The sequence below is a fragment of the Luteirhabdus pelagi genome (assembly GCF_016827595.1).
In the GTDB taxonomy this organism is placed as follows: domain Bacteria; phylum Bacteroidota; class Bacteroidia; order Flavobacteriales; family Flavobacteriaceae; genus Luteirhabdus; species Luteirhabdus pelagi.
The window spans coordinates 68,753-95,697 of sequence record NZ_JAECMS010000006.1; the positions used below are offsets into that span (position 1 = coordinate 68,753).

The 26,945-nt window shown below is 39.9% G+C and carries 21 protein-coding genes and 1 tRNA gene; 13 read left to right on the forward strand and 9 right to left on the reverse strand.

The window, feature by feature from the left end; genetic code table 11:
* The first annotated feature begins 3 nt into the window (after positions 1 to 3).
* The 6 genes from I4Q58_RS14220 to I4Q58_RS14245 all read left to right on the forward strand — a co-directional run bounded on the left by I4Q58_RS14220 (position 4) and on the right by I4Q58_RS14245 (position 7,575).
* Complete coding sequence (locus I4Q58_RS14220; protein WP_203296573.1) at positions 4 to 618, forward strand: conjugal transfer protein TraK; 615 nt, start codon at positions 4 to 6, stop codon at positions 616 to 618.
* Complete coding sequence (gene traM / locus I4Q58_RS14225) at positions 608 to 1,537, forward strand: conjugative transposon protein TraM (RefSeq protein ID WP_203296574.1); 930 nt, start codon at positions 608 to 610, stop codon at positions 1,535 to 1,537. The genes I4Q58_RS14220 and traM overlap by 11 nt, the downstream gene beginning before the upstream one ends.
* Positions 1,534 to 2,367 carry a DUF4138 domain-containing protein gene (locus I4Q58_RS14230; RefSeq protein WP_203296575.1) on the forward strand — a complete coding sequence of 278 codons (834 nt, stop codon included), beginning with the start codon at positions 1,534 to 1,536 and terminating at the stop codon, positions 2,365 to 2,367. Before traM ends, I4Q58_RS14230 begins: the two co-directional genes overlap by 4 nt.
* Positions 2,368 to 2,685: 318 nt before the next feature.
* The gene (locus I4Q58_RS14235; RefSeq protein ID WP_203296576.1) at positions 2,686 to 4,392 is read left to right on the forward strand and encodes a hypothetical protein; all 1,707 of its coding nucleotides are present in this window, start codon (positions 2,686 to 2,688) and stop codon (positions 4,390 to 4,392) included.
* 9 nt (positions 4,393 to 4,401) lie between these two features.
* Positions 4,402 to 6,027 carry a hypothetical protein gene (locus tag I4Q58_RS14240; RefSeq protein WP_203296577.1) on the forward strand — a complete coding sequence of 542 codons (1,626 nt, stop codon included), beginning with the start codon at positions 4,402 to 4,404 and terminating at the stop codon, positions 6,025 to 6,027.
* A 150-nt stretch (positions 6,028 to 6,177) separates the two neighbouring features.
* Positions 6,178 to 7,575 (forward strand): hypothetical protein, encoded by a 1,398-nt coding sequence (locus I4Q58_RS14245; RefSeq protein WP_203296578.1) that lies wholly within the window; start codon positions 6,178 to 6,180, stop codon positions 7,573 to 7,575.
* A gap of 32 nt (positions 7,576 to 7,607) precedes the next feature.
* Here the strand turns inward: I4Q58_RS14245 and I4Q58_RS14250 are convergent, their stop codons facing one another.
* From I4Q58_RS14250 to I4Q58_RS14275, 6 genes are all read right to left on the reverse strand, one after another.
* Positions 7,608 to 9,191 (reverse strand): type IV secretory system conjugative DNA transfer family protein, encoded by a 1,584-nt coding sequence (locus tag I4Q58_RS14250; protein WP_203296579.1) that lies wholly within the window; start codon positions 9,189 to 9,191, stop codon positions 7,608 to 7,610.
* A gap of 9 nt (positions 9,192 to 9,200) precedes the next feature.
* Entirely contained in the window at positions 9,201 to 10,232 is a 1,032-nt protein-coding gene (gene mobB / locus I4Q58_RS14255) for a MobB family relaxase (RefSeq protein WP_203296580.1), read from the reverse strand.
* Positions 10,233 to 10,259: 27 nt separating this feature from the next.
* Positions 10,260 to 10,613, reverse strand: coding sequence for a BfmA/BtgA family mobilization protein (locus I4Q58_RS14260; RefSeq protein ID WP_203296581.1), 354 nt, complete (start codon positions 10,611 to 10,613; stop codon positions 10,260 to 10,262).
* A 428-nt stretch (positions 10,614 to 11,041) separates the two neighbouring features.
* The gene (locus I4Q58_RS14265) at positions 11,042 to 11,491 is read right to left on the reverse strand and encodes a JAB domain-containing protein (protein ID WP_203296582.1); all 450 of its coding nucleotides are present in this window, start codon (positions 11,489 to 11,491) and stop codon (positions 11,042 to 11,044) included.
* A gap of 853 nt (positions 11,492 to 12,344) precedes the next feature.
* Positions 12,345 to 13,337 carry a nucleotidyl transferase AbiEii/AbiGii toxin family protein gene (locus tag I4Q58_RS14270; RefSeq protein ID WP_203296583.1) on the reverse strand — a complete coding sequence of 331 codons (993 nt, stop codon included), beginning with the start codon at positions 13,335 to 13,337 and terminating at the stop codon, positions 12,345 to 12,347.
* Positions 13,330 to 14,070, reverse strand: a complete 741-nt coding sequence (locus tag I4Q58_RS14275) for a DUF6088 family protein (protein ID WP_236002944.1) — start codon at positions 14,068 to 14,070, stop codon at positions 13,330 to 13,332. Before I4Q58_RS14275 ends, I4Q58_RS14270 begins: the two co-directional genes overlap by 8 nt.
* On the opposite strand from I4Q58_RS14275, the gene I4Q58_RS15765 reads away from it, so the two are divergent.
* A complete protein-coding gene (locus I4Q58_RS15765; RefSeq protein WP_203296658.1) occupies positions 13,998 to 14,189 on the forward strand; it encodes a helix-turn-helix domain-containing protein in 192 nt (63 codons plus the stop codon). The genes I4Q58_RS14275 and I4Q58_RS15765 overlap by 73 nt on opposite strands.
* A gap of 1 nt (position 14,190) precedes the next feature.
* Here I4Q58_RS15765 and I4Q58_RS14285 read toward each other — a convergent pair whose 3' ends face one another.
* Positions 14,191 to 15,438 carry a site-specific integrase gene (locus tag I4Q58_RS14285; protein WP_203296584.1) on the reverse strand — a complete coding sequence of 416 codons (1,248 nt, stop codon included), beginning with the start codon at positions 15,436 to 15,438 and terminating at the stop codon, positions 14,191 to 14,193.
* Between the two features lie 228 nt (positions 15,439 to 15,666).
* Positions 15,667 to 15,741 (reverse strand) — tRNA-Pro (locus I4Q58_RS14290).
* A 164-nt stretch (positions 15,742 to 15,905) separates the two neighbouring features.
* Between I4Q58_RS14290 and I4Q58_RS14295 the strand changes: the two genes are divergently transcribed.
* The 6 genes from I4Q58_RS14295 to I4Q58_RS14320 all read left to right on the forward strand — a co-directional run bounded on the left by I4Q58_RS14295 (position 15,906) and on the right by I4Q58_RS14320 (position 23,807).
* Entirely contained in the window at positions 15,906 to 16,727 is an 822-nt protein-coding gene (locus tag I4Q58_RS14295; RefSeq protein ID WP_317194071.1) for a hypothetical protein, read from the forward strand.
* Between the two features lie 2 nt (positions 16,728 to 16,729).
* Complete coding sequence (locus tag I4Q58_RS14300; RefSeq protein ID WP_203296585.1) at positions 16,730 to 18,070, forward strand: NAD(P)-binding domain-containing protein; 1,341 nt, start codon at positions 16,730 to 16,732, stop codon at positions 18,068 to 18,070.
* 94 nt (positions 18,071 to 18,164) lie between these two features.
* Positions 18,165 to 19,949, forward strand: coding sequence for a cytochrome c3 family protein (locus tag I4Q58_RS14305; RefSeq protein ID WP_203296586.1), 1,785 nt, complete (start codon positions 18,165 to 18,167; stop codon positions 19,947 to 19,949).
* A complete protein-coding gene (locus tag I4Q58_RS14310) occupies positions 19,928 to 21,385 on the forward strand; it encodes a cytochrome c3 family protein (protein WP_203296587.1) in 1,458 nt (485 codons plus the stop codon). Before I4Q58_RS14305 ends, I4Q58_RS14310 begins: the two co-directional genes overlap by 22 nt.
* Positions 21,386 to 21,387: 2 nt before the next feature.
* Positions 21,388 to 22,980: a hypothetical protein gene (locus I4Q58_RS14315; protein WP_203296588.1), complete on the forward strand. Its 1,593-nt coding sequence runs from the start codon at positions 21,388 to 21,390 to the stop codon at positions 22,978 to 22,980.
* Positions 22,981 to 23,000: 20 nt separating this feature from the next.
* Positions 23,001 to 23,807: a hypothetical protein gene (locus tag I4Q58_RS14320; protein WP_203296589.1), complete on the forward strand. Its 807-nt coding sequence runs from the start codon at positions 23,001 to 23,003 to the stop codon at positions 23,805 to 23,807.
* A gap of 6 nt (positions 23,808 to 23,813) precedes the next feature.
* Here the strand turns inward: I4Q58_RS14320 and ccsA are convergent, their stop codons facing one another.
* Entirely contained in the window at positions 23,814 to 26,933 is a 3,120-nt protein-coding gene (gene ccsA / locus I4Q58_RS14325; protein WP_203296590.1) for a cytochrome c biogenesis protein, read from the reverse strand.
* Positions 26,934 to 26,945 lie beyond the last annotated feature (12 nt).

Here is a 26,945-nt window from a genome sequence, read left to right on the forward strand (position 1 = left end):
AGAATGAAAACCAAGTACAAGAATATTTATGATGTCTTAAGGCTAAATCGGTATATAGTTCTCGCCGTAGTTATGTGTGCCTTTTTATCGATAACATTTTCTGTCTGGACTTCCTATAGAACCAATAAAATCCTGTTGAATAGTGCCTTCGCCATTAACAACGATGGCAGTATCATCCCGTTAAAGCTGATAACCCAAAAGGAAAACTTCAAAGTGGAGGCCTTGGCACATTTAGAGCTTTTCCATAGGTACTTCTATAACATAGATGCCAGCAACTATGAAAGGAATATTGAGAAAGCCCTTTGGTTGGGAAACAGTTCGGTAGACAATCTATATCGGCAAAAAAAAGCAGACGGAGTGTATAACAGGCTATTACAATATTCCTTGGTACAGAAGGTGCTGACCATCACATCCGAGTTAACCGAAGGGAAGGATACCTATGGATTCAGGACTGTTACCATATTCGAAATAAATCGGGGAACCGTCGTGGACACCTACGAGCTTGTCTCAACTGGCAATCTTGTTATCGTGGATCGAAACTTCCCCAACAATCCCCATGGATTATTAATAACGGAATATTTTGAAAAAACCCTGAAAAAACTCGATTATGAAAATTGAAAAGAACAAGATTGTTTTCATATCTGTACTGCTGGTACTTTTCACTTTTATTATCTCCTACGCCGTAATGATGATGGGTGAGGAAGAAAATAAGAGCGACACCCTACATCAGACCTTAATACCGGAGTTGGATGAAAACCAAAAGGAATATGACTCCAAATTGGATGCTATCAATGATTTGAAGGAAGTACGGGAAAGTACCGCACCGAGTATCTATGACGAAAAGCTGTTGGACTCAACAGGATTGTACAACCCCAATTTGCCTGAACAGGAAAAAGAACGAATCGTGGATAGCATCTATAAGGCCAATAGAATTCATTATTCCGGGAAAAGTACGAGCCAGATCAATCGAAATCAGGTCCCAAAAAAACAGATTGTAAAAATTGATTCTTCCGAATCAAGAAGTGAACAGGGAATCAAAACCCAGGAAATAGGATTGGAACACCAGCTATTCTTTGCAGCCGCGCCGAAAGTGAACGAATCCAAACCCATTGGAAAAACGGATGAAACAATCCTTGTATTGGTAGATGGCGATCAGGTGGTAAAAGCCAATAGTCGCTTACGGATGCGATTGGCCCAAAACGCTAAAATCAATGGGAAGCTTATCCCCAAGAACACATCCATTTTCGGGTTTATCAGCTTTCAGCCCAATCGCGCCTTGATTGAAATTGAAAACATTAATCATCAACCGACAAAATTAAAGGCTTTCGATCTACAGGATGGTAGTGAAGGCATTTATGTAGAAAACAACTTCCGTGCAGAGGCTACTGACGAAATCGTGGATGATGTGGTCGATCAAGTCAATATCCCGAGCCTACCCCAAATAAGTGGCATCACTAAAGTATTCAGACGTAACAACCGAAAGGTAAAAATAACCGTAGTCAATAATTACCGCCTTATTTTAAAACCAAGATTATGAAGCTATATTTCACTTTAAGCTTAATGCTTCTCACTCTATCAATATCCAATGGTCAAAACGGGTTACCCCTCGATACCATTTATGCAAATGATACCAAAAATGTAGCATTGTTCTTTCCCGAACCTATTCGCCAAGGCATAACGGGTTCAGAAAACTTTGTATTTACCTTCAACCGGGAAAAGGAACAGCATTTAGGACTGCTTCAGGCAAAGCCTGGACAGGAAAGCAATCTATTAGTTATCAGTAATAACGGAGCGATTTTCTCATATATCATTAAATACTGCACTAAGCCTTTAAAGCTGAATTACTTTATTTCGGAATCCAACAGTATCGGGAACGAAAATAGGGTTAGTGAGGATGAACCTGAGATAGAAGATATTCCAAAACAACCACTCGGTAAGCATCAATATTATGAAAGGTTTTGCTCATATCTATTGAACAGGCAAGAGCACATCTCCCTAAGGAGAAAGCGAAAGTCGGGTATTGTGTTGCATCTAGGGAAAATCGTTTTTGATAAAGAGGAGCTTTATTTTGTGATTCAAATTGAGAACAATTCGTCTATGGACTATGATTTGAATTTCTTGGACATTTTCGTGGAAACTCGGAAAAAAGGTAAAAAGAAGTCTTTACAGCGTATTGACCCAGAACCGCTTTATTCGTATCAAGTGCCATCCAAAGTTCAGGAAGGAACACAAGTTTGGCTTGTTTACGTGTTGCCCAAGTTTTCAATATCCAATGAGCGTCGGGTGGTCTTGGAGCTGAATGAAAAGAATGGCGAACGTGATTTAAAACTTAAATTGTCTCATCGATATATAAACAATCCACATTAAAAAATCTCATCATAAATTATTTCTGAGTTATTGAAGTTTTTACAATATTCAAAGCATATCTTTCTTCAGAAAGTTCTCCTATATTTTTTGACACAAAACCATATTAACCAACTCAAAAGCCTGAATATCAACATTTAATTTGGATGTTGTTTAAAAAATGTTTTAATTTATATTCAAAGACGATTATACTCTCCCAATTTTTCTATTTAATAGTCTTATAGTTTCATTTTTTTGAAACGATTTTAAGCTAATATTTGCTATTACTCCCCTTTTCGTCAATTATAGGTTAGATTATTTATTTCTGTTATAGTCTTTTAAATGATAAATTCACTATTTATCGTAATTGAAAAGGGAATCAGTCTTACTGAGTTCTTAATCTCTTTTAGCATAGTTATGCTTATGCTAAGCTTTGTTGCGGAACGTGTCTCCAATTTTCTAAAACTTCATTTTCAGAATAAAACTATACGCATACCAGTTTTTAGAATATTTAAAACAAGAAATGGAAAATATCCATTTTGGTTAAAAGCAAAGCTTAAAGTACTTGCGCATAAGCAGCCCACTGAGAGACTAGAAAAAGAGCGTGAATATCGAGTACTTACCATAAATATAATCTGTGGATTAGGCATTGCCACATTTTCTAATGCAAATTTTTTCCAATTGGTAGAGCGTATATCTTCAATCCCAGATGCTTCAGATAATGTAAATCTTGCTATAATTACCGGTTGGAATATGGGACAGTTCACTCCTGGAAACTGGGAATTTATTGTTATGGGTGCGTTTGTCCTTTCATATGTGATTTGGTCCTTAAGTATTATCCTTTTTAATGACTTGATTGAATTGTCAGATAACGACAAGGTTAACAGCAGTAAAGTCCGGTATCCATTTTACATTGGGACACTGATACTTGGCCTGTTAATGCTTATTTCAAATTCAATGGGATGGGGTGAAATTTCTACAGTTTTCGAGCATGCCATGGGATTTATTATCACTGGTCTTTTTTTAAGCTTGGGCTCCAAATTTTGGCATGATTTGTTGGATACTTTGTTTAGCTTGAAAAAATCACAACAACATGTAAATACTAAAGCCACATATTTGGAAACCTATGAAGCCTCACAGGTGGAAACATTGGCAAACATATCTCAATTTGAAATTGCTTCCGAATTATTGAATCGATATCAGAAAGACCTAGAAAAAATAGATGGTGTTTTATCGGTAGGGCTAAATACTATCATAAATTCTACATCGGGGCTATATCAAAGGGTAATTGAGGTAGAGGTTGATAGTCCTATGGCCCAGAAAGAAGTTGAAAAAATTATGAATGAGGGGGTCTATACTCGAGACTTAAATAGATTTCACCTAAAAAACTACGTAAAAATAGTCGTGTCTGCTTATCTCAAGGCGTTAAGCTACAGTCTTAATAATGTATTGAAAGAAAAACCCATATTTCACGCAAAAAACGATGTCGAAAATTCTTATGGCACTTTTTATCTGGTCGAGGAGGACAATAAGGTTTATGCTATTAGCAATTTTCATGTATTTGCATCCAAAGCTGACTTATTAGACCACCATAATGGCCCCATAAAAAAGCTTCAAGATGTTGATATCACTTTAACCATAGGCAATAAAGAATTTAACGCAAGGATCACGGATTTTAGATTTAACCACAATGAAGATTTTGCCAAGGCTGAGATAGAGTCAGGCAATTCGGATGTATTAAAGGAGTACCACAAATTAATTGATAACGAATGGCTGATATCTCCTGAGGGGGACCTAAGAATTGTAGGGTCTTACACTAAAAAAATCCGATTTAGAAATAAATGGGAAAGCACTTATTGTGAGATAGATTTTGGAGAATTTAAAAAAGAAATGTGGCTATTCAAAATATTCGCTATGACTCCTGGACTACCAAATTTTGGAGATAGCGGTTCACTTATATTCTATAAAAACAATCCAGATGACCAGAAACTATCCTGCGGGATGTTGGTTGCAGTAAGTCAAAATTACGCCTACATGTACAAACTATAATATCCAACTATGAAAAATCTATTCTTCATCCTATTAACTGTATTTATTACAAAAGAATTCCAAGCACAAACAACCAATGATATTTTCATTAAGGATTCGACGATAACATCGTCGCATGGGGATTTTAATGGCCAGTATAAGGATGTAATACTACATGATAGCGATGATCCAAAAACATCTAAGGATGCAGAAAAAGCAACATTGGCTGATAAAATGATAATAGGCAAATGTACTGACTCGGATAGACCCGAAAAATGGGGAGATCTATATTTTGAAATCGATTGCGACCAGCATGTTGTAACAATCTCAGCTAAAAAGGATAAAAAGGAATACAAATTTTATTATTGCTCCAATGACTCCACATTTTATGGAAATCAGATAAAGTTTGAATCCGCATGCAAGCAATTAACTACAACCTCTAAAATTGGTAAATTCACTCTGATTTCTGAAATTCCATTTCCGACATTCGAATATAATACCAATGACTCAGAGGAGAATAAATTAGGCCGAAAACTATATATCGATGGCACCCCCTATCCTTTATCTAACTCTGTTACTAGATTGAAAAAAATAAAAAGGTTAAAAAATGGCACTCTTGAGGAAAAAATGGCTTTTGCATTACCCACCAAAGGCAGTCTAATGGTTTATCTTGAGAACTACAACATTAATGAATTAAAAAAAATAGAAGTAAATGTCGCAGGGAAAGAATACACATACAATACCGGGTTGGATCAAGTTTTTGGAAAAAAAACGACCACCCAAGCTGAAAATCAAAGTTCAAAAAATAATGACTATGGACATGCAGCGAACACGCCTGATGAATCCTTTCAAACAGATAGTGATATTAAAACGTATTTAAATACTGTACAAGATTATTACAATAAGAAAGAGGCACTCTCATTAAATGACATTAAATTATTGGAGGATTATAAAGCTCAATTATACCAGGTTTATTCCAACAATAGGAAATCAAATATATTGGCACCTCAAGAATTCCAGACCCTATCTGAAATTTTATCATGGTTTCCCAATTATATTGCGCTCAGCCCTATTCCATTGTCTATCGAGAACAAGGATGAAATCGACCTTAGCGTAGTAATCCAGCACGAGGGATCTCCTGAGAAAAGTTATAAAGTCGGAAGTTATTATACCACTCGTGGCCTAAGTGTAGATTTTGGAGGAACTTTATTTATAACCGGGCTCCGAAATAATAAGGTTTATCTACGCGAAACGGAAATGGATAGTCAACAAGAAATTCGTGCCACGCTAGAAGAAAACAACCAAATGTCCCTAGGTTATGGCCTCAATGGTGAGGTATCTTACCGTACTGGTGGAATTCTTCGACCAACTTTTAATATAGGTGCATTTGTTCCATTCGATGAAGAGATTACTGCTTTTGCCTCTACAGGTATAGGTTTTGGCCTATTCACTGAAAAAGTGAAGATTAGTTCATTTTTCGGTCTTGCTTTTGGAAAGGTAAATTCCATTAATGAAAAATATATTGATCAAGACTTAACGGACTTATCCAACATACTTACCAATTCTGATTATACTACAAAAGTGTGGGAGTCGGGTTGGGTTGTTGGTTTGGGCATAAGATTTTATTTCAAAGATAAAAATAGTACCGACAAATGAGATATTAGATGAGAATTTCAGAATTTATTTTGATAAGATATAACTCAATTAGATTCTAAATTGAACTTCCTGATATCAGCAATGTCCATTCTCTATAGCGATACCGCAAAAATTCAAAAGCACATTCAATGTTTACAATGGTAATAAAGAATGAGAGAGTTTGAAGATGCCAGAGATGCCATGGATTGTGCATCGTATTATTTGCAAGAAGCCCTTACCTATTTAAATGCTGGGTCAATTAAATTAATGTGTAGAAATAATCCTGTTGCACAGGAAGAGTTACGAAAACGTTCCTCCTCAAAATGTATTTTCTCTAAAAAGGAAATATCGTTTTTCCAACTGTCTTATACTGCGCTTCTGGAAATTCCTGGGATTATAGAGCAGTTTCCAAAGGAAACCAAAACATTTCAGAAAGATCTTGAAATAACCAAATCCCATTTAGAAGAGCTTGAAAATATTGATTACCAATCTTCTACTCCTGACCTCTTATTGCACAAATTCATCGAGCTATTTTTCTCCTTAAGAAAGTTGATACAATCCCATTTCTATTCACATGCTGGGCGCACGCGAAGAATCGCTTCACAAGTTTTTGAAAATATTTTTGCAGAAAGAGAGAAAATGTTGCGTCAAATATTTAACGAGGAAATTAAAGCGTTACCTTCTCCCGAATCCCGCTTCGACTGGAACATCATATCTATGGTTACATATTACAGAGATAGAAGAATAAGTAGATATTTAAAGCATAAAGAAAGAGAGGAAAATAAAAAGCCTTCCAACAAGTACAAAAGAAATAAACTTAAAGAAAAGCTATTATTATCGAAAAAAGCAATCGAAAATTGGAATTATGGTTTGTCCCTATCAAAAAAAGTAATTGGTTATTTTATCGGTTTTCTGTCACCATTCCTAGCAATTAGCTGGCTATTATCCACCATAAGCTTTACTTGGGAACTTATCGATTGTTTACCAAAGATTGAAAACTGGGACTCGGTTTATAATTTTCAAAAAAACTTACTTTTGGGATATCGCACTTATATTAGACCTATCCCTTCGCTTCCTCTCTCTGTCATGAATATAGATTTTCAAATATCAAATGCGACGAAAGATATAATTGTCGGGCTGACGCTCTCATATGGCGTAGCATCAAGGCGGACAAAATGGGAAATGGAAAAGTACATAACTGAGCCAGAAGATCAACTTCGTACACTATGGGGTTGGTTCATTAAAAGTCCTCTTAAAAATTACCGTTTAATTCCTCAGTTGACGAAAAAGGGTTGTGTTTTTGTAGCCTCTCTCTTTGATGTAATATTAGTTGCGATATATAAACCTTTAAGAAAGGTATATGAAAAGCCTTTATCAAGGTTGATGAAAGCAATTGTTAGAGAATATGAAGATGCTGGTTGCGATTTAAGATCGCGTTATGCATATACAAGCAGAAGATATGTTAGAACAGTATTTCTTTGGCTATTTATTTTTCCAAGTGTATTTGTTGCCAATATACTGCTATTAGTTTCAATTTGGGGCGTAGGCTTATTTTTTTGCATAAGCTAATCACTTTTTAATTTTTATTTTAAAATGATATTTTAATTGAATATCGACCTTGCCTCTGAGTAAATCCGCTCAAAATTAACTATTAAATCTACTTTAGAATACCTATTGGTTTCCAGCGGAAGTTTTCTTTGAATTTTAGATCGTTTAAAACGTACTTTTCTATCCTTCCCATCTGCAAAAGTCACAAATTCTCCCTGCCGAAGCCTAAAAAAGGCATCAGCCCTGCGTTTGGCAACTTCCCTTTCACCCTTTGTGATACGTGTATCCAAACGGAAGGGATCCTGGGCCTTACTGATGCTTTTCGTTGGTTGTTTTACCAGTTCAAAAAATCGTTCATAATATTTGGCGGTATCGGGATCATTGACCTTTCCAAAGAATTGATAGGAAAGGTTGCTAAGGATAGCCTTGCTCATCTTGTCCCCGTACATCATATCATTCTGTATTTTATCCTGCATAATATGGATGGTAGCGATATCATAGCTACGTAGGGTGGCAGGAATACGGTGCATGTTTAATAGACGGATGGTAGGTGCCTCTTCCATCAGTAAAAATGAGGGTTGTGAATTCCTAACGCTCATCTGTTTCGTTATCATGTGTACAATGGTTGCAATGATCGGGGAATAGGATGATTCATATTTAGGATTGTTAACTACGGATACTACTGCCGGATTACGTGGGTCATTTATATTCAACGGTACTTCATCCGCCGAAAGGGCCATAAAAATACGCCGTGTACTTATTCGCTTTAGGGCATTTGCCAGGGTACTCCTCACTCCTGCTGTCTGTCTTTCGGAATCAGTACCGCTAAGAAATGCATCGGCCATTGCTCGGGAGGTATTGTTCGTCTTCAGGAATGCAGCAAGGCTCTCCGTGTCGAGATACTGATAGACGGCGATAAGGTGCGGAAGGGTACAGAATTCAGGATAGGAAGACTTTAGTTTCCATATCAAACCACCGATCAATCCTTCCGCGGCATCATTAAAAAATTTGGTCGTACCGGTTGCACCGGACTCCCGCTGTTCCAAAAGGTTTTCAATTAATACCCTGGACACCTCATTTACGCTTTCCTCATTTTCCAGATATCTTGGTGCAATCGGGTTTACCCTATGAACGATTTTATCGAAAGAAATTATCTTGAATGGTATCTCGGAGTCCTCAAATAATGGATATGCCATCTCGGTAATCTCAAAGTCCTTGTAATCATGTATCACCCCACAAAAGCCGTATTTCCGGAAATGCTTCAAAAACCCATATACCACACTTTCTGTCTTCCCGCTACCTGCGGATCCAATTATGGAAACCCCACGCCTGATATTATCCAGTTTTATCCTCCCCTGCGCGGTCCGAAGGGATACCTTATATTGCTTTTGCAACCTATCGGGATCACCGGATCGAGGGATAAAAACAAACAGCAGAGTGCTCAGCAAAGAAAGCGGGCATATCAAATAAACTAGAACGCTTAAGGGCTGGAATACAAAGCAACTTACGATGGCAATAATAATTACCAAACATAGGTTAATAAAGAATGCCTTCGTTGAGAATCTATATATCAAGTAAAAAGTTACCGTACCGATAAGGTACATTGTTACAAGAATATATAGGCTTATAGGTTCCATTGTGAATGTTCATATTCCTATGGAACTTGATTTTATAGCTGTGTCCAGGCCTCGCCTTAGCCGTTTGAAGATCCGAAGTGCCAATTGCGCTTGGTTGGTCGGGATATTGGGCATAATGGGTGCTCCTGATTTTCCGATAAGCTTTAGCGCTGCTGAACGCTCATTTGGGGGCAGCTTCATCAAGGCTGCAAAATATAGGGATGGATTCCGTACAAATTCCTTTCTTGCTCGGTATGTTTCGGCATAGTTGCGCTTATAGCTAAATACGGTGTCAAAAGTTTTTTCTGCCCGTTCATAGAACTGATCCCGATCAAACCCACGCCTTACTATCTTACCGTGCATCTTAACTTCTGAGGATTTGTGCTTGCTTCCCGGGGAAAGACTGAAGGAATTCGAGGCATCCTTTCGACTAACAATGATGTGTATGTGGGATTGGCTTCCTGGTTTTTTCATTCCTTGGACAATACGCTTTCCGTCTTGCTGATGTGGGGCTTCCCGTTCGAGTCTTTCTATTTCCTTTTTCTTTTCCCGGATATCACCCTGTATGTATCCATTCTTAATATTTTGGATTTCATTTTTAAGGTTTAGTATCTTGGTGGCAAAAGGTTGGTTTTCCCTAATTTGTCTATCGGTTCCCTTAAAGTTCCGCTGGTGTTCAATCTTGGCAAAATAGACTATATCCCTCACCGAAACTTCGCGATCATTGATGGTACGGTTGAAGCATTTAGCATACTCCTTCATAAGAAGGCGTGTGTATTCCCTTAGTTGTTTACTCTCATTCTCCAATTTTTTCAATTCATATTTTGAGGGGTTAACCGTAATAGAATAGAATTTTGGCTCCGCTTTTTTGAGTTTTGCAGTGTTGCCGTCGATATTGGAAATCACCTCCTTAGCCGATATTTCATCGCCATATTGGTTAAAGAAATGCTCCATTTCGTCAACCTTCAGTCCTTCGTTTTCCTTCTCCAGGTATTCAACGAAACTTGCCGAGCTCTGGCTATAGGTCTTGCCTATCTTCTGTGGTGAAATGGTAATATACATGGTTCATATTTTTATTCATTGATATTTTTATTGGGGATAGTTCTGAGGGTTTTTTCCGGCATTTCTTTTTTCTAGGATGAGCGATTTATTTGTCACGGCATCCGCTTCGAACAGGGTTTGTAACATAGCGTTGGTCGGCTTGGTTTGGTTTTTCTCAATATCGCGAATGATGGCTATAACCGCATTGATCCGTTTTAGGATCTTTTTCTCGATGGTACGGCCCGTTGGTCCCAACCTTTCCTTTGGGGAGATCTCATTGTACAGGAAAAAATCGAGCATTGCTTCCATTGCTTCGGTGTGGGTACCAAAGTGTGCCCTCGAGAATTCCCGAAAGCGCCTGGCTGTTTCCTGTTTGATACTTATGGTCTGGAATGGCTCCATTTCATTTCGATTTATGGGTTTAGAGTAAATCAACCCTTGTTTTACTGACCTTTCGGTACCATTTCCGTTATATCGACCAAGAAGCAATTATATACATAGGTTTTAAAATATTGAAAATCAATTGTTTAAAAATAATCGTTATTGAATAACACCGCGGAGCGTGTTACCCTCTTGCTATTCATTTTTGTCCCGCGGGCGGGACCAAATTCCATACCTATAGCTCTGGGAGCTATAAGCAAGGCTTGGGATTTCAGTAAATAAAACAAAGTTGTTATTGGCTATCAGCGAAAGTCAAAAATTGGACAGCCATGTAAAATAATGGGTGCTGGTTCACAGCAGTTTAAAGATATGGAAAATTACCCTATTCATGAACCTACATAACAAAAAAAGCACTCGGTTTAGGAGTGCTTTTCAATTGTATGGGAATATTAGATCATTCCATTATCGGCAAAACTAAAGTAGTCCCCATCTGGTGTCAGGATCAAGTGGTCGAGGAGCTTGATATCGAAAAGATTCGAGGCATCCCGGATTTTTGATGTGATCCGCTTATCGTTCTCACTCGGCCTCAGCTTTCCACTGGGGTGGTTGTGGGACAGGATAATGGCGACGGATAGGGATTTCAGTACCACGGCAAAAAGAATCCGTAGGTCCACCAATGTCCCGGTGATGCCGCCCTGTGAGAGCTGGAAGATGCCCTTTACCTTATTGCTGTTGTTGAGCAGCACCACCTTAAAGGTTTCATAGATTCCGATGGTGTCCTTATCCCAATCCCCGAATATCAGTTCGGCTGCATCCTGGGAGTTCCCGATCTTCTGCCAAAGGTCGGACTTAAGCCCACCCTTATAGCTAATTCTGATTTCATTGACTTGTACCTTCATAGTTCCAGTATTAAAAGTTTGACAATCCCCTTCCTAGTTCAGCGTGAAATTTTAAGGGGTGTTTGTTTGGATTTCCCTACGTGCACCAGCACAATGGATAAAGTGGGTTTTGTCAAGACTTTTGGGAAACAAATCAGGAGTGTATGCGACGTGGTAAAACCGTGGCCCTTTCGTTGGGAAGGGCAATTGGTTTTCAAGGAAGTAGAGACCTTATTTTTTGTCAAAACCTGCTTGGTCTTGACAAGTTCCATTAGGGTGTTAGCAATTCCTTTGAAGCGAATCGTGAAATTGGCGTACCGGGGTTAAGCGTATAGAACGGTGAGTATCAAAGAAGAATTGGTTACACCGTTCCAGTTTTTCGATGTCCCGAAAAACGACAAGGGCTTTATCCATTATAAACCCCTTAAAATGTGTAAGACATCGATTCGGTTTTTAGGGATTTGACCGCGTCGAAAATCCTGTTAAGAAAACAGAAGTGATGGCTTTCCGATGAAAAGCAAACTTAATTCAATTTTGGCTCTGGAATGTAATATTGCTTCCCAGCCTTAGCGGTGAGGTGAGCGAAATGGAAAGTTGAAATTGGGAATTGTATCCAAGATCTTTGTAGTGAAGATCTTTTCCGGAAATGAAGTGATAGCCCGCATTTTTCAGCAGACGAGCATGGAATGTATGTAAAATGTGCTGAGTGTATTGAAAGTAATCGGAAGGAAGCTAAAATCTCAGCTCAAAAGGAAACGGAATAAATGAGTAGGGTCAGAAGCGATGGCTTCATGCCGTAGTCTTTTGATGAAAGTATTTTACGAGCTTAACTTTCGGCAATATGTATGATAATGAACCCTTTTAGCAACTTCAATTACCAGTCCAATCCTCTTATTCTTTTTTGTAATTGTGTAAGACGTTTTAGCATAGCATCCCAAGTTTTAGATTCGCCAACAAACATATTTTCTCGCATCACATCATAATCATTTTCGTAATCCGCAATTACTTTATCAGGTGGGACTATCTGAATTAAGCTAGGTTTATGATTGTTGTAATCTATACCTCTTAATGGCGAAAAGGCACTTCGATGTTCGGCAATATGGTAAAACAATTTTCCATTTTCAAGAGCTTTGTCTGCGTGGTCTGTATCCATCAACTTTTCCAAATCATAAAGATGACGGCTCAATCTATCAATTCTTATATTTTGCTTTTGCCATTCCTCGTGTAGCAAGAATATTTTTTCTAAAAAAGTTCTTTGCGGTTCAACAGTCCTCACATTAAAAGTTGGATTTGCAAAATCCGCCGACTCAAATTCTCTATCTACTATGGACTGTATAGGAACATCCTCACAGGGTTCACGAAGTGACCTGCAACTAATTTCCAAAAGCACCCTCGGCTCTATGTACTCGCTCTTTTTTGTCAACGGCTCATAGGTAATGTAAATTTGCAAAGGGTCAGTGTCAGAATCTTCAAAAGGTTCAATGCCTATCGAAGAAATAGATAACTTACTTTTCTCGATCGCTTCTGTTATATCGGTCAGTAGCTCTGTGCTTATAAATTTGGCACTTTTCTTTCTTAGTTTCTTTATTTGCGAACGGGACAAATCCCCTTCCATATTAAAATATGCACGGTCAATGGCCAAGTCTATATCTTCTGAAAATCGATTTATCAAATCATAGCCTTTGCTTAGCGAAGTACCACCTTTAAACACAAAGGCTTCTGCATACGGCAAGGAAAAAACGATGCGAAGCATTTCTGTGACCCACCAATCTTTTTCAACTGCAAATGCAGGAAGATTTGCCCTTACACCAGCTTGGGTAAATATTCTTGTTTTCTGTTCGTTGGTTAGGTTTATAAAATCACTCATAATAATACATTAATAAATCCCCGAAAATATCGGCTATCCAAGAAGGTGCCAGCTTCATATCTTGGTATATGTTCTCAGGGTCTTCTTTTTTTAGTTGATCTTTAATCTTGGCAATTTCTTCTTTGGTCACCTTTTCTTTTCCAATCTCTTTTAATGCCTGTATTGCAAGACCGCTCAATCTACCCTTGGCTGACAAATTTTTCGGGCTGGCCTTCTTAAATTTTATTTTTCGCTTGCCTATTGTAATGGTTCGTGGTGAACCATCTGTTAAAAAAACTGCATTCAGCGGAACTTGTGTTGAAAGTCCAAGTAAATTCAAAGCTTGTATTCCCGTTGGAATTATCCGAGCATTATCACGAAGTGCTATTTCCTCTGCAATGGTCTCTATGTCTGGATAGAGCACCCCTAATAATTCATCTCTTTCAGGATAGAGATATATACCACGTGCCATACGTTCCAAAAAACCCTCATTGGTAAGTCGCAATAGAGACTTCTTGGTATTTTCTACACCATACTTTATTTCAAAGTCTGATGGCATTACTATCCTCCCCTTTTTCCCAGCTTGGATTTCGTTTCTTATTTTTTCTTTTACTGACATCAATTTTTTTTTAATTTGTCCCAAATATATGCTTTTTTTGGGACAATTAAGACGCAAAAAACATAAAACAGTTAAGGCAAGATGCAGGGCTATCCCAACAGCAATTTGCTGAATATACAGGGTTTTCAGTTTCATATATCCAAAAATTCGAAGAAGGAAAAAGGGAAATGAAAAACAATCATTTGATACGTTTTTCTAAGGTTTTAGAATTGAAGCCATTCTATAGGAGTATTAAACCATTCACTTTATTATAATTTATAATCCAAATTTATGCTTAGGTAAGCTACTATTATTTAGTTGTAATTTCAAATTCCTCATATCATTGCTTATTTTTTCTTCTAGAACCCTCGCATATACCTGTGTTGTGGTAATCTTGGTGTGTCCAAGCATCTTTGAGACTGTTTCTATTGGAACCCCATTTGACAGGGTTACGGTTGTTGCGAATGTATGTCTTGCGGAATGAAAGGTAAGGTGCTTATGAATGCCTAACTGGTCTGCAATCTCCTTAATATATTGATTGATTTTTTGATTTGTAAACACTGGCAGCAACGAATCCGATACTGCGGGATGTTCTTTATAGAAGTCCAAAATATCCAAGGCCTTCGGTAGCAATGGAACTTTATAGGGTTGCCCATTCTTGCCCCTTGTCGAAAAAATCCAGTAATCCCCATCGATGCCACGGTGGATCTCGTTTTCAGTGAGATTCTTGACATCGGTGTAGGAGAGTCCGGTATAACAGCTAAATAAAAAAAGGTCCCTAACAATACTCCAACTCTCGTTTTGAATCTCTGCACCTTCCCACAACCTCAAATCCTCCCTTGAAAGGTATTCCTTCGTGTTTTTGATAAACTTGAGCTTGTATCGGCCAAAGGGATTCTTGTCAAGCCATTCAAGATCTAAGGCTAGGTTCATCAATTTTCGTAGGCGCTCCAGATGTTTCATAATACCGTTATTCGTCAATGATCTTGATTTTTGTAATGGTTCACCCTTGCGGAGAAACTGTTCAAAATCAATAATGAAGCTATAAGAAAGCTGTTTCAGAAATATATCGTTGGTTTTCAGCTTTTGGGAAAGAAACCTTTTGAGATAATTCTCCGTGGCATAATAGTTTTTTAAGGTTCCTGGTCGAAGCACTCCCACCATATTTTCGTTGTGATATTGTATCAGATCGAGTAAGGATTTGTGGTCGTCGTCATGCCCGACGAACCTAGCCTTTATAGTTTTCGCCGTAATAAGCTTATATTCAGACTGTAACTCCTTATGACAAGCAAGTAGTTTGGTATACACTTGATCCAAATAATCGTTCAATTCCTTCGCTTCATACGATTTTTGGGTACTTCTCTTGGATTTGGTATCCCAATAGGTAACCGAAGTAGACCTCTGTAAACTGATTTCTGAACGTTTTCCATCAACGGTAATTCGGGCATAGATTGGAGCAAATCCATCTTTTTCCTTCGCTAGATTTATCCAAAAATGGATACTGAAAGTTCTTGAATTCTGCATGATTACTGGTTTTAGGTGAAACTCGTGTTTTATGCAGAAAGTCAAATCGAAAAGTATGTCAACCCAGGTTGATACTACAATGTAGTGAAAAAATATCGTAAAAAACAGGTAACCGAATAGGTAACTTTTGAAACCAAAAAAAAGCTAATCAAATGAAATCAACAAAAATGAAAAATGCTGATAATCATAAGATTAGCTTTTGAAAGGTATCCACTGATACCCATTTCGTCGGGATGACAGGATTTGAACCTGCGACCCCACGCCCCCCAGGCGTGTGCGCTAACCGGGCTGCGCCACATCCCGAAAAATTGGAAGGCAAAAATACACATTGTATCACCATTTGCAAACTAATTGCAGCAATCAACTTTAAAATTGGGTAGGGTATTTCAAGTTGTAGCTGTTATATTTTTGAACACCTATTCTTATTCTCAAAAAAGTTGTACTTTTCAAAAAACTAAGGAATTACTGTGACAAAAACTGTGCATACCCTCTATGTCGGCACCATGGCCGCAATCGTTTTGGCCGTTTTCGCTTATCTCTCTTATACCGGTTATACCTATTATACAACTCCTTTGGAAGAACGCTTCTACCACCCAAGGCACGATTGGTTCAAGCCAAGCGGACTATATGGACAAGGGCTAGGAATTATAGGAACCTTTCTCATCCTTTTCGGAGTAAGCATCTATATCGCTCGAAAGCGCTATAATTTTATGTCGAAATACCTTAAATTGAAATATCTCCTAGAGTTTCACATCTTCCTATGTACACTTGGTCCCATTATGGTGTTGTTCCATACCGCCTTTAAATTTGGAGGTATTGTATCCATCGCATTCTGGAGCATGGTTGCCGTGGTGGCCAGTGGTGTCATCGGTCGGTTTATCTACATTCAAATACCAAGAACTATTGAAGGACGCGAACTGAGCCTACAAGAGGTGAAAGGGATGAAGACCAACCTAACCGGAATCCTCAGTTCAAAATATGACCTTGATGGCGGGCAAATACAATCTTTTTTAGACTATACCGATACCGAAAGTAGCAAAAAACCTTCCCTGCGTTCGCTCCGCAGCATGTTAGCGAAAGAAAGTGTTCCAAAGGAGGATCAAAAACAAGTATTGAAATTGGTTAAGGACGAGCGTAGGCTCAATAAACGAATTGGCCGATTAGAGTTGATGAAGCGCTTATTCAAATATTGGCACGTGGCACATATGCCGTTTGCCCTCATTATGCTAGTAATTGTGGTAATCCATGTGGGTGTTGCCATCGCCTTCGGATATCGTTGGATATTTTAAATATGAGTGAAGTAGTTTTAGAAGAAATCATCATTTACGGCATCGTAGCCCTATTTTGCCTAACTATTGTAATATTCTATCTTCGGAAGATAAAAACCACCTCCGAAACCACACGAAAAAAAGTTGAAACGGCGAAAGAGGAAGGGTTACATGAACCGGTTTCGCTTCATCCTTTTATCAACCTCAACACCTGTATAGGAAGTGCCGCCTGTGTTGCTGCCTGTCCCGAACAGGACATATTGGGCATAGTCGATGGAAAGGCTACCGTCATCAATGCATCGAACTGCGTCGGCCACGGGGCTTGTTTTCATGCCTGTCCCGTAGAAGCAATTTCCCTTCGTATCGGAACCGAAAAACGCGGTGTGGATCTTCCCCATATCAATGAAAATTTTGAAACCAATGTAAAGGGCATTTATATCGCTGGCGAATTGGGGGGAATGGGACTAATTAAAAACTCCGTAGAACAAGGCCAGCAGGCAGTTCAATATATGGTAAAGGCAAAAAAGCCCAAAAAAGAAGGGATTATCGATGTCGCAATAGTAGGAGCTGGCCCCGCTGGAATTTCCGCAACCCTTGAAGCAAAAAAGCAAGGATTAAAAAGCCTGACCTTCGAACAAGAATCGCTGGGTGGTACCGTTTTCACCTTTCCGCGCTCGAAGGTGGTTATGACCAACCCAATGGAATTGCCCTTACACGGAAAAGTAAAGCTCTACGATACTTCAAAAAAAGAATTGCTTTCCCTTTGGAAAAAAGTAATAAACGAACACGATTTAGAAATTAGGGAACAAACAAAAATAGAACAGGTAATTCCACAAGAAAACAAAACCTTCAAATTGATTACCAATAAAGGAGAAGAGCATTTCGCTAACAATGTGCTGCTTTCCATAGGAAGAAGGGGTAGCCCAAGAAAATTAGATGTCCCCGGTGAAGAATCCAAGAAGGTGGCATACAGACTCTTAGAACCCGAGCGTATCGCTAATGAAAAAATTTTGGTTGTCGGAGGTGGGGATTCTGCCATCGAAGCTGTTCTATTATTGAAAGACGAAAACGAGGTCATTCTTTCCTATCGAAAAGATAAGTTCTCTCGCTTGAAACCGAAGAACAAGGAAAAAATAAAACAGGCAGCCGAAAATGAAGAGATCAAGATTATTTACAGTTCGAATTGTGTGGCTATAAATGAAGATTCTGTTTTGTTGAAAGTAGAAGGTGAAGAAGATACACGCCAACTTAAAAATGATCGTGTATACATTTTCGCCGGTGGTGAAATGCCCACCAATTTTTTACAGAAAGCAGGGATCGAGATTACGAAGCGATTTGGATATATTTTGAAAAAACATAAGTGAAAAAGAAAAATTCATACCTTTAATACACCTAGCCTATAACATCCTGAAACGATTCATAGCAAATAGCATATTGTTTCTGGCCATGCTCAGCAACATGATACTACTCGGTCAAATATCACCGGGCGACCTAACGCAAGCCCATTCGCAACTGGAAGGCATCTCCAATTGTACTGAATGCCACGTACTTGGGGAGCGCGTATCGGATCAAAAGTGTTTAGCCTGCCACACAGAAATTCAAACGTTATTGCGCAGGGATGAAGGCTATCATGCCAACTCCTCTGTTCGCAACCAAAACTGTTTTGAGTGTCATAGCGAACACCACGGTCGGAAGTTCGATATGATTCGTTTCGATGAAAACAATTTCGACCACACCCTTGCCGGCTACGAATTAGAAGGCGCTCATGCTTCAGTCGACTGCCGCGAATGCCATAAACCAAGCAACATTCAAAATAGTGAATTGCGGAAGCGGGAGGACACCTTCTTAGGCCTGGACACAAAATGCCTTTCCTGCCACGACGATTACCATCAAGAAACCCTTACCAACGATTGTATGTCCTGCCATACTATGGAAGCATGGTCGCCAGCGCCCAAATTCGATCATAGCACCTCCAATTTTCCATTGCGAGGAGAACATATAAATGTGGATTGTAAGGAATGCCACCAAGAAACAACTCGAAATGGCGAACCCTTCACCTTATTCGAAGGAATTGCGTTTGAAGACTGTAAAGCATGTCACGACGATGTTCATAACGGTCAACTTCCCGGAACCTGTGCCAGTTGCCATACCGAAACATCCTTTTCAACATTTGCGGGAAGGGGGAGTTTCAACCACGCTGTTACCGGCTTCACCTTAAAAGGAAGTCATAAAAATATTGACTGTTTCAGCTGCCACAAAACGGTCTCTTCTCCTACCTCCGTATTTCAGGATAATATTAATATCGAAGAAACCAGCTGTATTTCATGCCATGAAGACCAACACGACGGAAAGTACGGCACCAATTGTAATAAATGTCATCAGGAAAGCAGTTTCCTAGCGTTACGCGACATGGACTTTTTCGACCATAGCACTACCGATTATCCCTTGGAAGGGCAACATGTTGGAGTAGATTGTCGGGAATGCCATGCCGAACGCTTCAGCAATCCGATCGATTTTTCGGCTTGCATGAATTGTCATGAGGATTATCACAATGGTGAATTTGCCGAGAATGGTGTTTCGCCAGACTGTAAAGAATGCCATTCTTTGGAAAAAGGTTTTGAGTATACCCTCTTCACTTTGGAAGATCACCAAAAATCTGATTTTCCTTTGGAAGGTGCCCATATAGCGACACCTTGTTTTGCTTGCCATGTAGATGAAGGTGAAGAACGCTGGTCGTTTGCCAATCTCGGAAATGATTGTATTGACTGCCACACCGATTTTCATGAAGGCTACTTAGCTTCAGAATTTTACCCACAACAAGACTGTGAAGCATGCCATATTAGCGATACTTGGGCGGCTGTTTCATTCGACCACACACGAACCGATTGGCCATTAACGGGAGCGCACCAAACCGTTAATTGTCGTGAGTGTCATTTTGAAATTGATAACGAAAAAACAGTTATTTCGCAGAATTTCAGTAATTTGAATACCGATTGCACCACTTGTCACGAAAATGTGCATGGAGATGACTTTGCCGTTAATGGCGTTACAGACTGTATGAGGTGTCATGTAACCAACAGTTGGATGCCTGAAAAATTTGACCATAGCAATACGCGTTTTCCCTTAGAAGGAAAACATGCTAGCCTAACCTGCAATGCGTGTCATGCTATAGAAAGTGCCACTGGTGAAACCGAAATCGTTTATCAACTAAACAAATTGGAATGCACAGACTGTCATCTATAATATTGGTATTCCTCTTAGGAACCGCACTCCTACTAGGGCAATCGCCGCACGGAGAAAATTTACAGATAGACTGTGCCCAATGCCATAATCCCGAGGGTTGGGAAATCGATTTTGAAACGCTTCAATTCGATCATGCTACTACTGATTTTGAACTGGAAGGTGCCCACGAATTGACCGACTGTGCATCATGTCATAGCGATTTGGTCTTTGAAAATGCGCCAAAGGATTGTATTTCTTGTCATTTAGATATTCATTCCCAAACCGTTGGAAACGATTGTATGCGTTGTCATGATACGCAATCATGGCTGGTTGATGAAATTCCAGAGCTTCATGAACAAAACGGATTCCCTTTAATCGGTGTACATGCCAATGTTAGTTGTGTTGAATGTCATACAGGCGATGTACGCATCATATTCAATAGAATTGGAAACGAATGTATCGAATGTCACCGTCAGGATTATTTGGCAACCCAGAATCCTAATCACGTGGCGGCTGGCTACAGCACCGATTGTACCGAATGCCATAACCCATTTGGGTTTGGTTGGGAAGCGGAAGGCATCAATCATGACTTCTTCCCACTAACGTTAGGGCACGATATTCAAGACTGTAATCAGTGTCATACCTCAGGAACGTTTTCCGGGCTTTCCCCTGAATGTGTGAATTGCCATTTGGACGACTTTAATCAAACCAGTAATCCAAATCATACCGCTACTGGCTTTTCTACCGATTGTATAGAGTGCCATACTACCGATCCGGGATGGATGCCTGCTACTTTCGACCACGATGACCAATTTTTCCCTATTTATAGCGGTGAACATGAAGGCGTTTGGAGCGATTGTGTGGAATGCCACCCCAATCCTAGTAATTATGCTGTTTTCACCTGTACCACCTGTCATACTGCAGGAGAAACAAACGACGAACACGAAGGTATCTCGGGTTATGTGTATGAAAGTACCGCCTGCCTTGCGTGTCATCCTACGGGTAATGAAAGCGAAGGCTTCGATCATTCCGCCACCAATTTTCCATTAATGGGCGGACATATGGGGGTGGATTGTATACAATGTCATGCCGATGGTTATCAAGGTACTCCTACCGATTGTGAGTCTTGCCACTTAACGGATTTTAACCAAACCACTAATCCAAATCATTCAGCCGCCAATTTTCCTACAGATTGCACGCAATGTCATACCGTGAATGCCTGGGAGCCTGCCGATTTTGATCATGATGGAATGTATTTCCCGATTTATAGCGGTGAACACCAAGGCGAATGGAACAACTGCATCGATTGTCATACCGATCCTAACAATTATTCAATTTTTGATTGCTTAAACTGTCATCCAGCAGGTGAAACAAATGACGACCACGAGGATGTACCCGATTATCAATATACTAGCAACGCCTGTTTCCAATGTCACCCCACAGGCGAAGAACTTTAAATATGAAGCGGTACCAACGCATCTTATCCATATTCCTACTGCTTTTCATTTGGCAGCAATCGAGGGCCCAGCAAACGCAACAGGGACAAGTTTCCTTTGTTACTTCGCAAAATGTATATGTGAAATTTGACAATACTGAAGTAATTAAGGTTGGTGATTCGCTTCGCATAGGAGCGGATAATAAGCCATGCTTATTGGTGGATGATAAATCGTCTACTTCAGCAGTCTGTACCGTTATTAATGATTGTACGGTCGCCAAAGGAGATGAAGTCGTACATACCACAAAGAAAAGTACCCAATCCAAAGATGTGGACGTTGTCGAAACACCCCAGCCCACTCGTCCGAAGCCAGTACGTTCAACTTCAGAGAACACAAATGAAACATCTGGCCCCTTTCAAGAGAAAATACGCGGCCGCATTTCTGCAAGCAGCTATAACCAGTTTTCGGATGTTCGGGAAGACAGACATCGTATTATGAGTCGGTTTTCGATGACAGCCGATAATATCGGCGATTCCCGCTTTTCTACTGAAGCCTATCTGAATTATCGAAACGTAATTTTACCCGAAGACAGCAATTTCACTGGAAGAACAAGTATGCTTAACATCTTCAACCTTTCAGTACGTTACGATATCGACACCACCTTTACAGCAACGCTAGGAAGAAAGATTAATCCAAAAGCTCCTTCTTTGGGTGCTAACGATGGCCTTCAATTGGAAAAATACTTCGGAAATTTTTATGTCGGTGCGATGGGCGGTTTCCGTCCCGACTTTTTCGATTTTGGGTTTAATTCCGACTTACTTCAATATGGCGGATATCTGGGAATTGAAACAAAAGGGGACGACACCTATTCGCAAACAACTGTTGGGGTGAAGCAGCAGACCAATAACGGTGCCACAGACAGGATGTACACCTATTTACAACACAATAGTTTTATTGGAGACTTAAATCTTTTCGGCTCTATGGAACTGGATTTATACGGAAATCAAGGAAGTGAAACGCGACTGACCAACATGTATGTTTCTGCGCGGTATCGCTTTAGCCGCGCGTTTGATTTGATGGTATCGTACGATACCCGAAAAAGAGTAATATTTTACGAAACTTTCAAAACAGAAATCGAGCAACTCTTGGATGATGATTTCGCCAGGCAAGGTGTTCGAATCCGGGCCAACATTCGTCCACTGAAATATGTACGCTTCGGGGGAAGCTACGCTACCCGGTTTCAGGAAAACGACCTAAATAAATCGGATAATATAAACGGCTATATCAGTTGGTCCAAAATTCCCGCAATCGACGGACGGTTCAACTTCAACTATAATCGAAACGAATCGAATTATTTGGAAAGTTCCATACTATCATTCCGCTATTCAAGAGAAATTATCGACCGTAAGCTTGACGGTGAATTATACTATCGAATGGCCGATTATACCTATGCTAGTTCCACACAGGAGCGACAACAAAGTTATTATGGCGCTAGTATTTCATGGAATATCTCACGAACGTGGCTATTTTCGATAAATGGTGAATTGTCGCAATTCGAAGAAGAAAACAATTACCGCTTCTATACACGTTTAATAAAGCGATTTTATAGCAAGTGAAAAAATAATATCTTTCCACAATGAAAAAAACAGTCCTTACCCTAGCCACATTAAGTATACTTTTCGCCTGTAATGACGGGCCAAAAGTTATTAGTGCCAAGGAAAAAGAAGTATCCAAAACGGCTAGCAATATCTTTTCAGAAGAAAATACAAATACGGAGACAACGCATAACCACACTACTGAACCCAACGAATCGGTATCTGATGGTATCCATAAAGTAACGGTAAAGGAAGTTTTACCCACCACAAAATATGTGTACTTGAATGTTTCTGAAAACGGAGAGACCTTTTGGATAGCCACTGCCAAGCAACCGATTGAAGTTGGAAAGACCTATTTCTATCGTGGCGGTTTGCTGAAAACCAATTTTGAGAGTAAGGAGCATAATCGTGTGTTCGACCGCATGATCCTAATTAATAATCTGGTACCAGAAGACCATGCAATGCATACTAATATGCAAGGTCAAGGAGATGTTACGCGTTCGCAAACCACTCCCGTTAAGGAAGATATTGAAATGCACGGTGAAAAGATTTCACAACAAAAAGGTTCTATGTCCATTGCCGATTTATTAAAAGAACCGAATCGCTATGAGGGCAAGGTCGTTCAACTATCCGGGAAAGTCGCTAAAGTGAACCCCAATATTATGAATCGCAATTGGATTCATCTACAAGATGGTACACAAGACGATTTTGATATGGTACTAACCAGCAAACAATTTGTACAGGAAGGAGAAACGGTTACAATGAAGGGAACCGTAGTTCTAAACCGCGATTTTGGCGCTGGCTATACCTACGATCTTATCATCGAGAATGCCGAAGTAGTGAAGTAATAAACTTTAGGATATTTCTACAAACTTTCGCTTTCGCCAAAAGGCTAGCAAGCTTATCACCACTAAAATTATAACAACAATATACACCCACGTCGGAATTGGGATGGGATCGCCCGTGGCATAACTATGCAAGCCCGAAAGGTAATAGTTCACTCCATAATAGGTCATGATTACCGAGGCCAATCCGAAGATGGTAGCCACATTATAGGCATATAATCCACGAAACTTAGGGATAAATCGCATGTGCAAGATAAAGGCATACACCAAAATGGTAACCAAGGCCCAGGTTTCCTTAGCATCCCATCCCCAATAGCGTCCCCAGGATTCGTTTGCCCAAACACCGCCCAGATAGGTGCCAATACTCATCATAAACAAACCGCCTATGAGGGTAAGCTCACTGATATACGACAATTCTTGAACGATTTGCTTTACTCGTTTTTTGTTCTTTTCTGTAATAAAGATCAGCAGTATCAAATTGATAATCCCGATGATCGCTCCAAGCATCAAGAAACCATAACTTCCCGCTTCCAATGAAACGTGAATCGTGAGCCAATACGATTTCAATACTGGAACCAAAGGTGTAATCTGAGGGTCTAAAAAGCTCAGCGTGGCCACAAAAAGAATTGTTCCTGCCAATACCATGGTTGCCGCCAAACCACCAAACGATTTTCGTGTAAACAGCACTCCCGCCAAGGTTGTGGTCCACGCAATGTAGATCATCGATTCGTACCCATTACTCCAAGGAGCGCGTCCAGAAACGTACCAACGCAGTCCTAATCCAAGTGTATGAAATAGAAAACCTAATGCCACAAGCCCGAAAAGGATATAGTAAATCTTTTTAAGCTTCCAATTCGGTTTAAAAACCGAAATAAACAGGAATACCAAGAACACGACGCCCAAGAGCATATAGTAGCCTGCAAGCCTGTTGAAGACGTTTAATTTATTCAGCCAAATTTCTGCCTTTAATTCAGAATCTGAAGGAATAACGCCTTGCCCTTCTTTCTTCTGATATGTTTTCAGCTCTTCAAGTAAATGCCCGGCATGTTCGTAATTTCCTGAAACGGTAGCTTGTTTTAGCGCTGTGCCATAAGCATTGAAAAATTTATCGGCTACCGTATTATGATTGTGACCATCGTTGCTACTATGACCATGATTGTTATACGCAACCCACGTATTGTTGGGATCGTTGGCAAGGGGAATGATTTTCAGCAAGCTTCCCGAAAACGCCATACTCAAAATATTGAGGCGTTCATCAATCTTCAACAATTCCTTCGCATAGGTACCTCGGTCGATAGGTTCCAAACCGTACACCCTACGAACCTCATCACGAAGTTTATATTGGCCTTTTGCATCAAAGAAATCCTTATACGAAGCAAAATCGTTGTTCACTCCTAATAACTTCTTCACATCTGGATGTTTCCCCAATTTTATTAATGGAACCTCATACCATTGTTCCTTGTTTACAAAAAGGCTGAGAAAGACTTGATCGGCATTCAGGCCGTCGACCGTTTCACTACGATGAATTTTACGTAATAATTCCCGAGACAAGGTATGCATCGGTTTCATTCGGCCTTTAAAGTCCTGAACGACTAAGGTGCTAAATGCTTCGGCATGATCTTCAGCGACAGCATGGTCTACGTGCGAATGTTGGGCCGAAACTGAAGAAAAGGTCAACATGAGGAGCAACGGTATTAAAAAGGTGCCCCGTTTGTTTCTAAGGTTTCCAATTTTCTTCCGAAGGGAATAAAAACGCGTATTCTTACTGAATAACGTCCATATCATACCTAAGGTCAGCAATGCATATCCGATATAGGAAATCAGTGTCCCCCAAAAATCGCTATTGACACTTAAATACGTTCCTTTTTCATCTTTATCGAAAGACGATTGAAAGAACCGATAGCCACCGTAGTTCAAGATGTTGTTCATATAAATGCGATAGTCCATATCGACGCCTTCCGCCGGATCGCGTAAGGTCACTTCACTGGCATAGGAAGAAGCGCTGTTGGTTCCGGGATATTTTTCAAGAATGAATTCATTCAATCGAATGGCAAACGGCACGGACACCTCTCTGGCTCCGTATGATATGGTTACCCGCATATCATCGAATGGAATGGTCGTAGGTCGACCGGGAATTCCTTTATTGCCATATACCAAGGTTTGCTTCGTTTCCTTATTTGCCGTAACTGCAACTTCAACCGCGGTCGTACTTTGATTTTCAACTTTGGGTTTTTCTGAAGATAACTCAAGTATTGCGTTCGGCTGAAACTGAGCAAATACAAAACTGCTGCTTCCGTCCGAATATAACGAACGAAGTTTTAAGGGGTAGTATTCACCAGTCGGTTCCAGCGTTGACCGTTCTTGGGTTGCCATTACGGTTTGACTAAGTGGTTTGTCATGCTGAAGGAAGATGCCTTCTGAAGAATAGCGAATATTTACCGCACCATCTATGGGTGTTTCCTTGAAGTTGAAAAGCACATTTCGAATGCGACGGACCTGCCCTTGCTCTATGAAGTATTCTTCCCGACCATTCATACCTCCCATCACTATTTGAAGTATAGGTTTTCCATCGGATGAAGGCACTAAGGATTGTATTGGATTCGGAATGAAATCGGTTACCGCTATGTCTATTTGGGTTCCATCGATAAGGTAGCTTTCCTCGAAATCGTTATTACCTATACTTGCAAACAATACCGGCTCCTCAAATTCGTAGGTTTCACCATCCTTTTGTACTGAAAATTTTAAAAAGGTTTCAGCACTCAAAAACGTATTAGCCGCATCGTTTTCGCGAATGTGCATCACCCCTTCAAACCCAAAATAACGGGTAACCCCCGCGCCCAATAGAATGATAATAATGGAGGCGTGAAATAACAGCAGCGCCCATTTTTTTTGCTGCACCATTCGGTACCGAATGATATTAACGAAAATAGTGGCTGCAAATAAGAAGAGTAATAGTTCAAACCACCACGTTTGGTACACCACCTTTTGGGCGGCACTCGTTCCGTAATCGTTTTCAATAAAGGTAGCTACCGCAATAGCGATAGCAAAAAGAATAAAATAAAGACCCGCAGCTCGCGTATCAAAAAAACGGAGTAGCACGGACTTCATTTTCGAAAAAAGGTGCTTCATAGGATTTGGCAA